The organism is Pseudomonas lurida (assembly GCF_013522705.1).
Taxonomy (GTDB): Bacteria; Pseudomonadota; Gammaproteobacteria; order Pseudomonadales; family Pseudomonadaceae; genus Aquipseudomonas; species Aquipseudomonas quebecensis.
Map to the genome: position 1 here is coordinate 61,045 of NZ_JAAMRE010000006.1, position 14,383 is coordinate 75,427.

A 14,383-nucleotide genomic window follows, 5' to 3' on the forward strand; every position below is an offset into this window, starting at 1 on the left:
ATGATGGAGATACGCCTGCACCTGCAATATTCCGGCTTTGCCCTCGATGTGGACCTGCAACTGCCCGGCCGTGGCGTCACCGCGTTGTACGGGCATTCAGGCTCCGGCAAGACCACCTGCCTGCGCTGCATCGCCGGTCTGGAACGGGCCAGGCATGGCTTAATCCGGATCAACGACGAGGTCTGGCAGGACAGCCGCAGCGGGGTGTTCATGCCGCCGCACCAACGCGCGTTAGGGTACGTGTTCCAGGAAGCTAGCCTGTTCGCGCATTTATCGGTGCGCGCCAATCTGGAATTCGGCCTCAAGCGCACGCCGCGCGCGCAACGGCAGGTGGACATGGCCCAGGCCACCGAGCTGCTGGGCATCGGCCATCTGCTCGAACGCCGGCCCCAGCACCTGTCCGGCGGCGAGCGCCAGCGCATCGGCATCGCCCGCGCACTGCTCACCAGCCCCCGCTTACTGTTGATGGACGAGCCCCTCGCGGCCCTCGACAGCCAGCGCAAAAGCGAGATACTGCCGTACCTGGAACGCCTGCACGACGAGCTGGAGATTCCGGTGCTGTATGTCAGCCATGCACAGGACGAAGTCGCGCGCCTGGCTGACCACATCGTGCTGCTCAGCGAAGGCAAAGCCTTGGCCTGCGGCCCCATTGGCGACACACTGGCGCGCCTGGACCTGCCGCTGGCGCGCGGTGATGACGCCGGCGTGGTGATCAATGGTGTGGTCAATGCCTACGATGCCCACTACCAGTTGCTCACGCTGCAGTTGCCGGGCAGCGCGTTGACCGTGCGCGTGGCCCACGCGCCGCTGGACATTGGCAAGGCGCTGCGGGTCAAGGTGCAGGCGCGGGACGTCAGCCTCAGCCTGCAGGCCGAGGAACCCAGCAGCATCCTCAACCGTCTGCCGGTCACTGTGATCGAGGAGGTCGCTGCGGATAACAGTGCCCACGTGCTGGTGCGCCTGGACGCTGACGGCACGCCGCTGTTGGCGCGCATCACGCGTTTTTCCCGCGACCAGTTGCAGCTGCATCCCGGAAAAGGGCTGTGGGCGCAGATCAAAGCCGTGGCGGTGCTGGCCTAGCAAACCTTTTGGCACGTCCGCACACGGCTGCGGTCAATCAGACATACCGGCCTGACTGATTGCCAAGGAACCTGAGCCATGCCCGACTCCGCGCTGCCCGCCGACCTGCCCCGCGACCTGCATTACGTTGATGACACCCAGCCCGGCATCCGCCGCAAAAAAGTGCGCGGCAAATTCCAGTACTTCAACCCCAAGGGCGAGCGCATCACCGATGCCGACGAGATCAAGCGTCTCAACGCCCTGGCGGTGCCACCGGCCTACACCGATGTATGGATCTGCGCCGATCCGCGCGGTCATCTGCAAGCCACCGGCCGCGATGCCCGCGGACGCAAGCAATACCGCTACCACACGCGCTGGCGCGAAGTGCGCGACAGCGACAAATATGCGCGTCTGCAGGCCTTCGGCAACGCCTTGCCAAAACTGCGCAAGCAATTGGAAGCGCAACTGGCCGAACCCGGATTCACCCGCGAAAAAGTCCTGGCTACCGTGGTGATGCTGCTGGACGCCACGCTGATCCGCGTCGGCAATACTCAGTACGCGCGCGATAATAAATCCTACGGCCTGACCACGCTGCGCAACCGACATGTGGACGTCAAGGGCAGCGAGATTCAGTTCCAGTTTCGCGGCAAGAGCGGCGTGGAGCATCAGGTGAGCGTCAAGGATCGACGCCTGGCCAGCGTGGTGAAACGCTGCATGGAATTGCCGGGGCAGAATCTGTTCCAGTACCTGGACGAGGACGGTGAGCGCCACACGGTCAGTTCTCATGATGTGAATGCCTACCTGCACAGCCTCACGGGTGAGGATTTTACTGCCAAGGATTATCGCACGTGGGCTGGCACCGCCATGGCGCTGGCAGTGCTGCGCGAATTGCAGTGGCAGCCCGAATCCGATGCCAAGCGGCATGTCGTGTCGATGGTCAAGGATGTCGCCAAGCAGTTGGGTAATACCCCGGCGGTGTGCCGCAAGTGCTACATCCACCCGGCCGTACTTGAGCATTTCAGCCTGGGGGAATTGTCGAAGCTGCCCAAGCCGCGGGTGCGCAAGGGCCTGAAAGCCGAAGAAGTCGCTCTGGCGATGTTCCTCGAACGCCTGGCCGCTGACTTGCCGCAGAACGCCAAGGCGGGTTAGGCTCTGTCTCCCTTCTGACCCTCGGGACGACCGCCGACGTGAGCCACTAAGCCTTCCAAAATGTATCCGCAACCAGCGCCTGGCGCGCTTGTTGGCCTGTTCGACATTTTTATGGAGGTGCTGATGACTCACGTCACACGGCTGCCCGCATTGATCTCCCTGCAACACGTAACCTTCCAGTTCGCCAATGGCGAAACCCTGCTGGACGACCTGAACCTGTCCATCGATCACACGCCCACCGGCATTGTGGGCCGCAACGGCAGCGGCAAAAGCCTCCTCGCCCAACTGATCGCCGGAGTGCTCGCGCCGTCATCCGGCGCCATCACACGATCGGCCAGCGTGGCCTTCGTTCCGCAAAACGTGGTGGTTACGCCCGGCGCCAGCGTCGCCGATCTCACCGGCAGCGCCCCGGCCCTGGAAGCATTGCAACGCATGGCCGCAGGCGCGGCGCGTGTCGACGACCTTGAGCTGATCGACGACCGCTGGGATCTTGCCGAGCGCCTGCGTACGGCGCTGGATGAGGCGGGCCTGGCATCACTGACGCTCGAATCGCCGGCCGATCAACTCAGTGGCGGCCAACTGGCGCGGGTGGCGTTGATCAGCGCGTTCCTGACCACGCCCGAGTTGCTGGTGCTCGACGAACCCACCAACCACCTCGACAGCAGCGGGCGCGCCTGGCTGCTCCAGGCCCTGGGCCAGTGGCGCGGCGGCTTGGTGGTCGTCAGTCATGACCGGGCGCTGCTCAATACCCTGGCACGAATCATCGAACTGTCCCCTCTGGGCCCCAAGGTCTACGGTGGTAACTACGAAGCCTATCGACGACAGCGCGACATCGAGCAGCACGCTGCGATTGCCGCTTTGGACCATTCGCGCCTGGAGCGCACGCGCGAGCGCCGTCGCCTGCAAAAGGACCACGACACGCTGCAACGCAAGGCTGCCCGTGCCCACAAACACGCGCAAAGCGCCAATGTGGACCGGTTTACCCAGGCCCGCTGGAAAAGCACAGCCCGTGAAGTGGTCAGCAGCGTGCGCAGCGATCAACATGCGCGTAAACAGCAACTGGACCATCAGGTGCGCCAGGCCCATGAGGGCGTGGCGCAACAGCCCCCGACCTTACTGGCCTTGCCGGATTCGGCGGTGCCCAAGGGGCGCCTGGTGCTGAAGCTGGTCGATGTGTGCTTACCGTGGCTGGATACCCCGGCGCTGACCCTCAGCTTGATGGGCCCGGCGCGGGTGGCCGTGCAAGGGCCTAACGGTTGCGGTAAATCCACCTTGCTCAAAGTGCTGGCGGGCCAGTGGCAACCGGTCAGCGGAGAGTGTCGCGTGCCGCTGCCTGCGGCCTGCATCGACCAGCACCTGGGCTTTCTGGACGAACAACGCTCGGTAATCGAGCACCTCAACCTGCTCGACACGCCACTGGTCGAAGGCGAACTGCGCACGCGCCTGGCCTTGCTGCAGTTGGACGCGGTGCGCGTGACCCAACCGGTCGCACAGCTCAGCGGTGGTGAGCGTTTGAAGGCCGCGATGGCGATTGCCTTGTGGGGTGACGTCCCGGCGCAATTGCTGTTGCTGGACGAGCCTACCAACCACCTGGACCTGGCGTCGGTCATTGCCTTCGAGCAGGCGTTGCAGGGGTTTGCCGGAGCGATGGTGGTGGTGTCCCATGATCAGGCGTTTATCCAGGCTATCGGCCCCACCCATCATCTGAGTTGGACGCCTTCGGGCTGGCGCCTGCAAACTGCCTGACGTCATTGCGCGCGGGCGCAAAGCGCCCTACCGTAGTGGCCGGATAATCTCACCGAGGCCCCGCCCATGCTGCCGCTGCCCCGCAAGCCTTACGCCAATGCCGCTTTGGCCCAACGACGCCGATGGCGCGGGCGCGTCGGCATGACGCTGGTGGCCAGCCTTTCGGTGCTGGCGGGGATGACCGATGCCATAGGCTTTATGGCCAGCGGCGATTTTGTTTCGTTCATGAGCGGCAATACCACGCGCCTGGCAGTGGCCATCGGCGCGGGCGACCACAGCCTGACCGGGCGTCTGCTGTTGCTGGTTGCCACGTTCATTCTGGGGAACGCGCTGGGCATTGTGGTCAGCCGACTGAGCCGGCGCCACGCCCTGCCCCTCCTGCTGTATATCGCCGCGCTGTTGTGCTGCGGCGCGTTCTGGCCCTTCGAGGACCTGTTACCCGCGCTGTTGGCGGCAATCGTGGCCATGGGCATGCTCAATGCGGCGGTCGAAGAAGTGAACGGCTTGCCGGTGGGCTTGACCTACGTGACCGGTGCGCTGTCGCGGTTCGGTCGCGGCCTGGGCCGCTGGTTACTGGGCGAGCGCCGCGACGGCTGGCGCGTGCAACTGGTGCCGTGGGCCGGCATGTTTGTCGGTGCGGTGATCGGGGCGGTACTGGAGCACCATATGGGGTTGCGCGCGCTGTGGGTCAGCGGCGCCCTGGCGGCCGTGTTGGGTTTGGTGTCGCTGAAGATTCCACGGCGTTGGCACTTGGGCTACATGCCGCGTTGAACAGAAAAGGATGCTCGCCCGGCGTGTCGACCTCGACGTCCGTGTACTGGTAAAGAGCCATCACCCCGGACGAGCGAGGTGAATCATAAGGCAATGCCCGAGCGCTGTCCCGCCGGGCATTTCCGAAGATCGCTAAGGCAAGGGATTACAGACAGGTCGCCAGCGCAGCCAGACGACGCTTGGCCAGCATGTTGTCTTCGGCGGCGTAGTACTTGATGCTGGAACCGGCGCCCGCACTCTGGATGTCGACGAAGTAATCGCCCGCCGTGGTGTACACGGTGAAGCCACCCGACCCGGTCGGTTCCTTGAAGCCGCCGGCGTCGACACCGAACACGCTTTCATCCTGCCAGCCGAACTGCACGCATTCAGCCACCACCAGCGTGGCTTTGTCAGACGCCAGGGTCTTGTAAGGCGTGCCGGCGCGCGCCTCTTTCATCTTCGAGCCCGCGCAGCCGGCCAGTACCGCCAGCGCCAATGCGCCAATCACCACGTTCCGCATGCCATCACTTCCTTGAAAAAAACGCGACTCTACCATTGCCGCGCACCTGCCTGACGCTTGCATGAACTTTGTTTCACGGTAAAACCTGCTTTCGCCGCCTACACTGGCCGTGCTCATTTTTTTGAAGTCTTCCTTCCGCCCGCCCTCCCGCGGGCTTTTTTTCGACTGCGTTTCAGAGCCACCAGCGAAACAGATAGAACACCGCCATGCTCAGCAGCACTGTGATCAACACGTTGCGCGTCCAGAACATCAACCCCACCGCGCAGAGGCCGGCGAGCAGATACGGGTTGGTCGGGCTGAGGTTGAGCTGATGGTCGGTCAGGAAAATAATCGGTCCGCAGATCGCCGTGAGCATGCCGGGCACCGCAAATCCCAGGAACTCCCGCGCGCCACGGTTAAGGCGTACCGGCAGGCGCGGTTCGATAAACAGGTTGCGGTTGAAGAACACCGCCAGGCCCATGGTCACAATCATCAGGTAAATCATGGTTGCCCGACTCCCAATCGCTTGCAGATAAACCCAGCGCTCATGCCCAGCAGGCCCGACACCACCACCGCCGATTCCCAGTGTAGAAAACTCAGCCACACCGAACACAGCAATGCTACCGCCACGCACACCACCGTCGGTACGTCGCGCACCACCGGGGTAATCAACGCGATGAAGGTGGCAGCGATCGAAAATTCCAGCCCCAGTTGATCAAGCCCCGGAATGCTTTTGCCGAGCACAATGCCGGCCAGGGTGAACAGGTTCCAGATGATGTAAAAGCTCAGCCCCACGCCGAGGGCGTACCAGCGATTGAACGTCTGGCGGTCGTAGTGGCTGACCAGCGCGAAAAATTCATCGGTGAGCAAAAAACCCAGGCTCAAACGCCAGCGGGTATTCAACGGTGAAAGCACCGGCCGCAGGTGCATGCCGTAGAGCAAATGTTGCGAAGTCAACAGCAAGGTAGTGAGCACAATCGATATCAGGCTGGCGCCACTTTTGACCATCCCGATAGCCACCAGCTGCGCGGCACCGGCGAACACAATGGCCGACAGGCCCTGGGCTTGCAGTGGGGTCAATTGCGCGTCGATGGCCATGGAGCCGGCGAGCAGCCCCCAGGGAGCGCAGGCCAGGGATAACGGCAGAACGGCGATCGCACCGCGGGCAAAGGCGTGATAAGGCAAGGCGGCAGGCATGGAAACGGCTCATCGACAGACAGTCGCCAAGCATGCCTGAACGAGTTGAAGCGTGTCTTGAACGATCTTGCTCAGGCGAGCCTGACCGAAACCTGCTCCACCGAGTCGCGCGCTTCGCGCAATTCGTAGGCGTCCTGGTTGAGGCGATGAATGGTGTTGAGCAAACGCTGACGCAGCACCTCGTCGCCGAGTTTTTCAACGGCGCGCATCAGATCAAACGCTGCGGTTTCGTTATTTTCCGCGACGGAATCCAGGGTCTTGCGCAGGTTGCGGGTTGCTCGGGTCACGCGGGGTCTTCCTTCATCAGCAATGGGCAGGCACTTTAGGACATTCATGTTTCATTTTAATTTCAGACACTTGTGGCGGATTTCCAGGTCTTTGATCCAGGTCAATCAATACAAATTTTGACAGAAATATATGGAAATACGTATATTCGCATAACCCTATACAGGAGACGGAACCATGTCCGACCTCTTTTCGCCGCCAGCGCTGTTCAAATGCCTGGCCGACCCTACCCGTGTACGCCTGACGCTGTTGATCCTGCGCGAAGGCGAACTTTGCGTGTGCGAACTGATCCATGCTCTGGGCGACAGCCAGCCGAAAATCTCCCGCCACCTCGCACAACTGCGCAGTTGCGGCGTATTGGTGGATCGTCGTCAGGGTCAATGGATCTATTACCGCATCAACCCGGCATTGCCCGATTGGGCACATCAGGTACTGGACATCACTTTGCAAGCCAACCAGCCATGGTTGCACAGCGACGCGCTGCGTCTGGGTGCAATGGGCGACAGACCACAACGGGCCAGCACCTGCTGCTGAGCCATCGGAGCGTTTATTCATGCTTGTCGCAATTGCCATTTTTCTGGTCACGATTGTTTTGGTTATCTGGCAGCCCAAGGGCCTGGGCGTCGGCTGGAGCGCCAGCCTCGGTGCGATCCTGGCGCTGGCCTGCGGCGTCATCAGCCTGGCGGATATTCCGGTGGTGTGGCACATCATCTGGAATGCGACCGGCACGTTTGTCGCCTTGATCATCATCAGCCTGCTGCTCGATGAGGCCGGTTTCTTCGCCTGGGCCGCCCTGCATGTGGCGCGCTGGGGGCGTGGCCGCGGACGGCGGCTGTTTGCCTATATGGTGCTGCTCGGCGCGCTGGTGTCGGCGCTGTTTGCCAATGACGGCGCGGCGCTGATCCTGACGCCCATCGTGATGTCGATGTTGCTGGCGCTGCGCTTTTCGCCGGCGGCCACCCTGGCGTTCGTGATGGGCGCGGGTTTTATTGCCGACACGGCGAGCCTGCCGCTGGTGGTCTCGAACCTGGTGAATATCGTCTCGGCCGACTATTTCAAGATCGGCTTCAACCAATACGCAGCGGTGATGGTGCCGGTCAACCTGGTCAGTGTGGCAGCCACCCTGGCGGTGCTGCTGTGGTTTTTCCGCCGCGATATCCCAAAGGCCTACGACCCGGCCGACCTGGATGAACCCGCCAGTGCGATCCACGACCGCGCCACGTTCCGCGCCGGCTGGTGGGTACTGGGAATTCTGCTGATCGGCTGCTTCGCCCTGGAACCGCTGGGCATTCCCATCAGTGCAATTTCCGCCGTGTGCGCCGTGCTCCTGCTGGTGATCGCCGCCAAGGGCCATAAAATTTCCACGCGCAAAGTACTCAAAGAAGCGCCCTGGCAGATCGTGATCTTTTCCTTGGGCATGTACCTGGTGGTGTACGGCCTGCGTAACGCGGGCCTCACCACCTACCTGGCGACCTGGCTCGATACCTTCGCCACCTACGGTATCTGGGGCGCGAGCATGGGCACCGGGCTGCTGACCGCGCTGCTGTCGTCGGTGATGAATAACCTGCCGACAGTACTGATCGGCGCGCTGTCCATCGAATCGAGCCATGCGGTGGGCGTGGTCAAGGACGCCATGGTCTATGCCAATGTGATCGGCAGTGACCTGGGCCCTAAAATTACGCCTATCGGCAGCCTCGCCACGTTGTTGTGGCTGCATATCCTGGCGCGCAAAGGCATCACCATCACCTGGGGTTATTACTTCAAGGTCGGCATCGTGCTGACCCTGCCGGTGCTGTTGATCACCCTCGCCGCCCTCGCCCTGCGCCTGAGTGTCTGAAGGAAGCATTTGATGAAAGTCCTGTTCATGTGTACCGCCAACAGCTGTCGCAGCATCCTGTCCGAAGCGGTGTTCAACCACCTGGCGCCGCAAGGCTTCGAAGCGGTCAGCTCCGGCAGCTTTCCCAAGGGCCAGGTGCTGCCCCGCAGCCTCAGTACCCTGCAGGCCGCCGGAATCAGCACCGAGGGGTCGTACAGCAAAGGTAACGACGCCTTCGAAGGGAGCCCGCCGGACCTGGTGATCACCGTGTGCGACAAGGCGGCCGGTGAAGCCTGCCCGGTGTACTTCGGCCCGGCGATGAAAGCGCATTGGGGCCTGGAGGATCCGTCCGACGTCGAAGGTGACGACGCGCGCCTCGACGCCGCCTTCAACGCCACCCTGGAAACCATCGAAAGTCGCTGCCGGGCGTTTTTTGCATTGCCGTTCGAACGCCTGTGCCCGGCTGAGTTAAAGGTTGAACTGGAACGCATCGGGCAGTTATAAACGCGTGGCACATCGGTCGGTCCGGGCTTTTCGCTCCGCGCCCGACCTGACAGACATGGAAGAGGCTGGGCACGCATGTTGACGATTTTTTTCTCCGCGCTGGTATTTGGTTTTGTGTTCTGCCTGTCTCCTGGCGCCGTGCTGGCCGAGACCCTGCGCCGAGGTTTGCTGCACGGCTTCAGGCCGGCGCTGCTGGTGCAGGTAGGTTCACTGGTGGGCGATGCGGTATGGGCAGTCATTGGCCTCACCGGCATCGCCCTGCTGATGCAGCACGATGCCGTGCGCGTGCCATTGACGGCGGTCTGCGCGCTGTACCTGGCCTGGCTCGGTGCGCGCAGCCTGCTGGATGCCTGGCGCTTGCCGGCAGCAGACAATGCCCCTGCCGGCTCCGGGCAGAATGCGCTGGCGGTGGGCGCGGCAATCTCGTTGGCCAACCCGAAAAACATTGTGTACTGGGGTGCGCTGGGCAGCGCCTTGTCGGGCATCGTCGGCGCCACGCCGAGCCATGGCCAGACGCTGATGTTTTTTGCCGGTTTCATGCTCGCCTCGGTGCTGTCGTGTTTCCTCACCGCCGCGTTGGTCAATCTGCTGCGCCAGAATGCTTCACCGGTCTGGCAGCGCGTCAGTTACGCTGCCTGCGGCCTGGTACTGATCTATCTGGCGATACTCGCCGCCCGGGGCCTATGAGTTTTCGCCGTGGCTGGCGCGCCGGCAGCTTGGCCGGCATACAGGCCGCGCGCGAGGTCAATCAAGTAGCGCGTCTCGGCGGTCATCAATAACAGGTCGGTCTGCACTTCTTCGATCACCATCTCCAGGACGATCAACACGCAAATGGCCGGCGCCATGAACAGCCAGTGGTAGTAGCACTGGGTAAACAGCGAAGCCACAACCCCGATGATCCACAGCGACAACACCAGGCGCGGTGCGTGTTTTTGCAGGGGAATCCAGAAGCGCTGCAGCTTCCTGAGTTTGGCGCTGCAGCGCTTTATGGAGTCTTCCAACTGCGTCAGGTCGAGCGCGTTGCGGTGGCGAATAGAGGTAGACATGCGTGCAGTCCGTACGTGACTTACAAAGGTGATGTCGCGGGCTCGGCCAGCGCCCGCGCAGGCAGCACGCGGTTCAGCCAGGCCGGATTGATGGCGTTGACTTGCACCCAATCGCCATTGCGCGGCATCCCTTCGCAGCTCTTCAAAGCGATACAGCGCCCTTGTGTGTCCAGCAAGGCGAAGTGGCGATAGCGTTGAACGCCCTTGAATCCGAAAACGGAGAAGCGCATGCCTGCACCTGAAGCGGTTGGGTTTCAGATAGCGACCAGTTGCTCTGGCCACGTCAGTTCGAACAGGCTGCCGCCCTGCGTCAGGTTGCGGCAGGTCACGCGGCCTTCATGGGCCAGGGCAATCGCCCGCACCACGGCCAGCCCCAGGCCGCTGCCGCCCTGGGCACGGGAGCGTGAACTTTCCCCGCGCTGGAACGGCTCAAAGATATGCGCGGCGAATGTTTCATCAATGCCTGGGCCCTCATCCGCGACGCTCAAGGTATTGATGCCGTCCTGACTGCTCAGGCGCACCGTGACGATGCCCGGGTTCGCATGCCGCTTGAGGTTGTCGAGCATGGCCAGCAACGCCTGGCGAATACGGGCCGGGTCGCAGTGCACCGGTTGCCTGAGCAACTCCATGTGCAGGGTGAATCCGCAGGCTTGCAGGCCCGGTTCGAACAGGCGAGCGTCTGCTTCGATCTCATCGGCCAGGTCGGCCCGTTGGATGTGCACGTCGAGGTAGCCGTTGTCGGCCAGGCCTACGACCCGCAGGTCTTCGATCAGCCGCGTCAAGCCTTCCACTTGGCCGAGCAGGCTGTAGAACTGCGCTTGGTCCGGGGGGAAGACACCTTCGGCCAACCCTTGCAGACGGCCACGCAGGATGGTCAACGGGGTGCGCAGTTCATGGGCAATCGCGGCGTTCCAGAACGACTGTTCCTGCGCCATGCGCTTGAGCCGTGCGGCCATGCTGTTGAAGTCATCCACCAGCAAGGTGGCCTCGGCCAATGAGCGGTCGGATGCCGTCGCGCGGGCGTCCAGGTCGCCATCGGCGAGGCGGCGAAGGCTGGCCGCCACCGAGTTCAGGGGCATCAGAATGCGCCGGGACAATTTGATCGCTACCACCGCACCCACGGCCAGGCCAATCGCCGTGATCAATGCCATCCAGGCCCATTCCACGCCAGTGGGCAGCCACTCATCCACATCAATGTCGGTGGGTGGCCAGAACGTCCACAGCAGCGCGTAAAACACATAGGAGCCGACGACCGCCAGGGCAATCACACAGAGCACCACGGCGGACATCGACAGAATGATCTGCCGGCTCAAGCTGTTGGCGATTCTCATGCATGGCTCCCGAAGCGGTAACCCACACCACGAATGCTCGCCGGAACGCCTTGCAGGCCCAGGTCTTCGATTTTGCGCCGCAGTTTGCTGATATGGCTGTCGACCGTACGTTCCAGACTATCGCTCTCGGGCGAACACGAAGCGAGCAACTCGGCACGACTGAACACGCGCCTGGGCGCTTTGGCCAACTGCGCCAGCAACCGGAATTCTGTCGCTGTCAGGCTCAGCGCGTGATTTTGGGTGCCGATCCGCACGCTGACTTCATGGCTGTCGACATCGATTTCAAAGGCGTCCACGCGCAGTACGCTTTGCCCGCTGCCGTAGCCCTGGTCGCGGGAACGGCGCAGGACCGCCTGGGTCCTGGCGACCACTTCGGCCGGGTTGAATGGTTTGACGATGTAGTCGTCGGCACCGATGCGCAGCCCCATCAGCTTGTCCATGTCCTGGTCCTGGGCGGTCAGCATGATCACCGGGGTATTGCCACGGTGACGGATCTCGGCCAGTACCATCCAGCCATCGAGTTTCGGCATCAGCACGTCCAGCAGCACCAGGTCGGGCTTGAGGGATTGATGCAGTTCAAGCGCACGCCGCCCATCCAGCGCATGCACGGTCTGAAAGCCGCTGCGCTTGAGGTAGGCCGTCAGGATATCGGCGATTTCGGGTTCGTCTTCGGCGATCAATATCAGGGCCTGGGGTTTATCGGCGAACCCAGGTGGCGTCGAAATCAGGTGTGCTTCAGTCATGGTCGGCTCGGGGGTGCTGTTCGGTCGTCGCAGTATGGCTAATTAGCAAGGGCGACGAAGGCTACTGTGCACCACGAGCATGCGCTTTCATGGGAGGTTTTATGGAGAAACGATGGAGAGGCGGGTTTATTTGCGCACTGGGTTCAGTCGATCAGTGCCAACAGATCGGTGTCGCCGACATCCTGCCCGGCCTGGGCCAGCAAGGTTCCACTGGTTGTACGTCGCCAAGCGTGTGAAATGCTCAATGTGGTTCATGGTGCCGTGTCCTGGTGCGGCGGCTGACGCCATCATAGAACGTGACGGCGATACCTGCACCCGCCACCTGGGATCGCGCGCCGGTGGTGGGTTGATCGCTCGATTTCCCGACTACACTCCCCCTTCTACCGATCGTCTCCTTGCCTTCAACTTTGTATCGCGTGGCCGATACGGTTTATGACCTGCCTGCTTTCCATCTCTATGAGTACGCCCCATGCGCCTGAGAAACCTGAATCTCGCTCCCCGTGCCGCGCTGTTTTTTTCCGCGATCATCGTCCTGGTCCTGGTACTTGGCGTGATCGCCATTCTGCAGATGGGCAAGTTGCGCGACGCAGAGAAGGATGTGGAGCTCAATTGGATGGCGAGCATCCGGCAAACCGCGATGATGAACGCCACAGTGCTGCGCCTGCGTCTGGAAACCCAGCGAGCCGTGGCCGACCCTCAGACAATCCAGAAAACCGTGGCTGACTTCCCTGGCTACCGTAAGGCCTTCGCCGATGCGTTCTCCGGCTATGAACCGCTTATTTCCGGCGATCAGGAACGGACGCTCTTTCAAACCGCCAAGGCCTCGGCTGACGCTTACTCCAAACAGCTGGACGCCCTTGAACCGTTGCTCAAGCAAGGTGACACGGGCGCCATCGTCCAATTGGTCGCCAATGGCATTCGCCCACTGACCAACGCCATGGAAGGCGAGATCAAGGCCCTCACCGACTACAACAACGAGGGTGCAGAGAAAGCCGGGCAAGCCGCCACGGACACCTTCACCACCGGCACCTGGCTGGTGATTGCGCTGATCGTGCTGGTGATGGCGATGACCGCCGGCCTCGCGTTCCTGCTGACCCGCAGCATCACCTCGCCCATTGGCGATGCGCTGTCGGTGGCCGAGCGTATCGCCAACAGCGACCTGTCCAAGGAGGTCAGCGTGCACGGTACGGACGAAGCGGGCCGGCTGTTGAAAGCGTTGTCGCAGATGCAGACCAACCTGCGCAACACCATCCTGCAGATTTCCGATTCGTCCGCTCAGTTGGCCTCGGCTTCCGAAGAGATGACCGCCGTCACCGAACAGTCCAGTCGCGGCCTGGTGTCGCAGAACGATGAAGTGAACCAGGCCGCCACGGCGGTCACCGAAATGAGCGCGGCGGTGGATGAAGTGGCGCGCAACGCCGAATCCGCCGCCCAGGAATCCAAGCGCAGCCAGGGCTTTACCGAAGTCGGCCTGCAGCGCGTCACGCAGACGCTGCGCTCCATCGAGAAACTCTCCGGCAACGTGGACAACACCAGCGAGCAGATTCAGGGCCTGTCGAACCGCGCCCAAGGCATCAGCAAAGTGGTGGAAGTGATCCGCGCAATTGCCGAGCAGACCAACCTGCTGGCCCTTAACGCCGCCATCGAGGCTGCACGAGCCGGTGAGCAAGGCCGCGGTTTTGCCGTGGTTGCCGATGAAGTCCGCGCGCTGGCGCACCGCACCCAGGTGTCGACTCAGGAGATCGAGCAGATGATCGCGGCGATCCAGAACGAATCCGACGACGCGGTCAAGGCCATGGGCACCAGCAAGGAACTGGCCACCGAATCCCTCGGCGTGGCCCAGGAAGCCAGCAGCTCGCTGGACCAGATTGCGGCGGCAATCATCCAGATCAACGAACGCAACATGTTGATCGCCACCGCCTCGGAAGAACAGTCCCATGTGGCGCGTGAGGTGGACCGTAACCTGGTGAGCATCCGCGAGCTCGCGACCCAAAGCGCCGCCGGCGCCAGCCAGACCGCCAGCGCTTGCGGCGAAATGTCGAAGCTGGCGGCGAACCTGAATCAGCTGGTCAATCGCTTCGTGGTCTGATGCCGTCAGGAAGATCCCAACGGCCCGGCGCCTGCGGGCCTATTGGGCATTTTTTGTGGTGAGCGGGAATGTGGGAGGGGCTTGCCCTAATGCCATTCAGTTAAGGACTCAGATGATCCAGCCCAGGCGATGACTATCAACAGTGGGAGGGGGCTTGCCCCCGATGACG

17 protein-coding genes are annotated in these 14,383 nt (G+C 62.3%); 9 read left to right on the plus strand and 8 right to left on the minus strand.

Going from position 1 to position 14,383, the window contains the following annotated elements:
• The 4 genes from modC (at position 1) to G7025_RS07360 (ending at position 4,725) form a co-directional block, all read left to right on the plus strand.
• Positions 1 to 1,080, plus strand: a complete 1,080-nt coding sequence (gene modC, locus G7025_RS07345; RefSeq protein WP_181077744.1) for a molybdenum ABC transporter ATP-binding protein — start codon at positions 1 to 3, stop codon at positions 1,078 to 1,080.
• A gap of 78 nt (positions 1,081 to 1,158) precedes the next feature.
• Positions 1,159 to 2,208 carry a DNA topoisomerase IB gene (locus G7025_RS07350; protein WP_181077746.1) on the plus strand — a complete coding sequence of 350 codons (1,050 nt, stop codon included), beginning with the start codon at positions 1,159 to 1,161 and terminating at the stop codon, positions 2,206 to 2,208.
• A gap of 123 nt (positions 2,209 to 2,331) precedes the next feature.
• Positions 2,332 to 3,954 (plus strand): ABC-F family ATP-binding cassette domain-containing protein, encoded by a 1,623-nt coding sequence (locus G7025_RS07355; protein WP_181077747.1) that lies wholly within the window; start codon positions 2,332 to 2,334, stop codon positions 3,952 to 3,954.
• Between the two features lie 66 nt (positions 3,955 to 4,020).
• Complete coding sequence (locus G7025_RS07360) at positions 4,021 to 4,725, plus strand: YoaK family protein (protein ID WP_181077749.1); 705 nt, start codon at positions 4,021 to 4,023, stop codon at positions 4,723 to 4,725.
• A gap of 145 nt (positions 4,726 to 4,870) precedes the next feature.
• Here the strand turns inward: G7025_RS07360 and G7025_RS07365 are convergent, their stop codons facing one another.
• From G7025_RS07365 to G7025_RS07380, 4 genes are all read right to left on the minus strand, one after another.
• A complete protein-coding gene (locus G7025_RS07365) occupies positions 4,871 to 5,224 on the minus strand; it encodes a hypothetical protein (protein WP_181077751.1) in 354 nt (117 codons plus the stop codon).
• A 172-nt stretch (positions 5,225 to 5,396) separates the two neighbouring features.
• Positions 5,397 to 5,708 carry an AzlD domain-containing protein gene (locus G7025_RS07370; protein ID WP_181077752.1) on the minus strand — a complete coding sequence of 104 codons (312 nt, stop codon included), beginning with the start codon at positions 5,706 to 5,708 and terminating at the stop codon, positions 5,397 to 5,399.
• Entirely contained in the window at positions 5,705 to 6,400 is a 696-nt protein-coding gene (locus G7025_RS07375; protein WP_181077753.1) for an AzlC family ABC transporter permease, read from the minus strand. Before G7025_RS07375 ends, G7025_RS07370 begins: the two co-directional genes overlap by 4 nt.
• Before the next feature lie 71 nt (positions 6,401 to 6,471).
• Positions 6,472 to 6,687, minus strand: a complete 216-nt coding sequence (locus G7025_RS07380) for a hypothetical protein (RefSeq protein ID WP_005788169.1) — start codon at positions 6,685 to 6,687, stop codon at positions 6,472 to 6,474.
• Between the two features lie 175 nt (positions 6,688 to 6,862).
• Here G7025_RS07380 and G7025_RS07385 point away from each other — a divergent pair, with 175 nt between their 5' ends.
• From G7025_RS07385 to G7025_RS07400, 4 genes are all read left to right on the plus strand, one after another.
• A complete protein-coding gene (locus G7025_RS07385) occupies positions 6,863 to 7,219 on the plus strand; it encodes a metalloregulator ArsR/SmtB family transcription factor (RefSeq protein WP_181077754.1) in 357 nt (118 codons plus the stop codon).
• A 19-nt stretch (positions 7,220 to 7,238) separates the two neighbouring features.
• Entirely contained in the window at positions 7,239 to 8,522 is a 1,284-nt protein-coding gene (locus tag G7025_RS07390; protein ID WP_181077755.1) for an arsenic transporter, read from the plus strand.
• Positions 8,523 to 8,534: 12 nt separating this feature from the next.
• Positions 8,535 to 9,005, plus strand: a complete 471-nt coding sequence (locus G7025_RS07395; RefSeq protein WP_181077756.1) for an arsenate reductase ArsC — start codon at positions 8,535 to 8,537, stop codon at positions 9,003 to 9,005.
• A 75-nt stretch (positions 9,006 to 9,080) separates the two neighbouring features.
• Positions 9,081 to 9,692, plus strand: a complete 612-nt coding sequence (locus G7025_RS07400; RefSeq protein WP_181077757.1) for a LysE family transporter — start codon at positions 9,081 to 9,083, stop codon at positions 9,690 to 9,692.
• On the opposite strand, the gene G7025_RS07405 is transcribed toward G7025_RS07400, so the two are convergent.
• The 4 genes from G7025_RS07405 to G7025_RS07420 are packed head-to-tail and all read right to left on the minus strand — an operon-like array spanning position 9,659 to position 12,125.
• On the minus strand, positions 9,659 to 10,051 hold the full coding sequence (locus G7025_RS07405; RefSeq protein ID WP_181077759.1) for a hypothetical protein: 393 nt from the start codon (positions 10,049 to 10,051) through the stop codon (positions 9,659 to 9,661). The genes G7025_RS07400 and G7025_RS07405 overlap by 34 nt on opposite strands.
• Positions 10,052 to 10,071: 20 nt before the next feature.
• Complete coding sequence (locus G7025_RS07410) at positions 10,072 to 10,281, minus strand: hypothetical protein (protein ID WP_181077760.1); 210 nt, start codon at positions 10,279 to 10,281, stop codon at positions 10,072 to 10,074.
• Between the two features lie 24 nt (positions 10,282 to 10,305).
• Positions 10,306 to 11,382: an ATP-binding protein gene (locus tag G7025_RS07415; protein ID WP_181077762.1), complete on the minus strand. Its 1,077-nt coding sequence runs from the start codon at positions 11,380 to 11,382 to the stop codon at positions 10,306 to 10,308.
• A complete protein-coding gene (locus G7025_RS07420) occupies positions 11,379 to 12,125 on the minus strand; it encodes a response regulator (protein WP_181077763.1) in 747 nt (248 codons plus the stop codon). The genes G7025_RS07415 and G7025_RS07420 overlap by 4 nt, the downstream gene beginning before the upstream one ends.
• Before the next feature lie 532 nt (positions 12,126 to 12,657).
• Between G7025_RS07420 and G7025_RS07425 the strand changes: the two genes are divergently transcribed.
• Positions 12,658 to 14,214: a methyl-accepting chemotaxis protein gene (locus G7025_RS07425; RefSeq protein ID WP_409521095.1), complete on the plus strand. Its 1,557-nt coding sequence runs from the start codon at positions 12,658 to 12,660 to the stop codon at positions 14,212 to 14,214.
• The last annotated feature ends 169 nt before the right edge of the window (positions 14,215 to 14,383 follow it).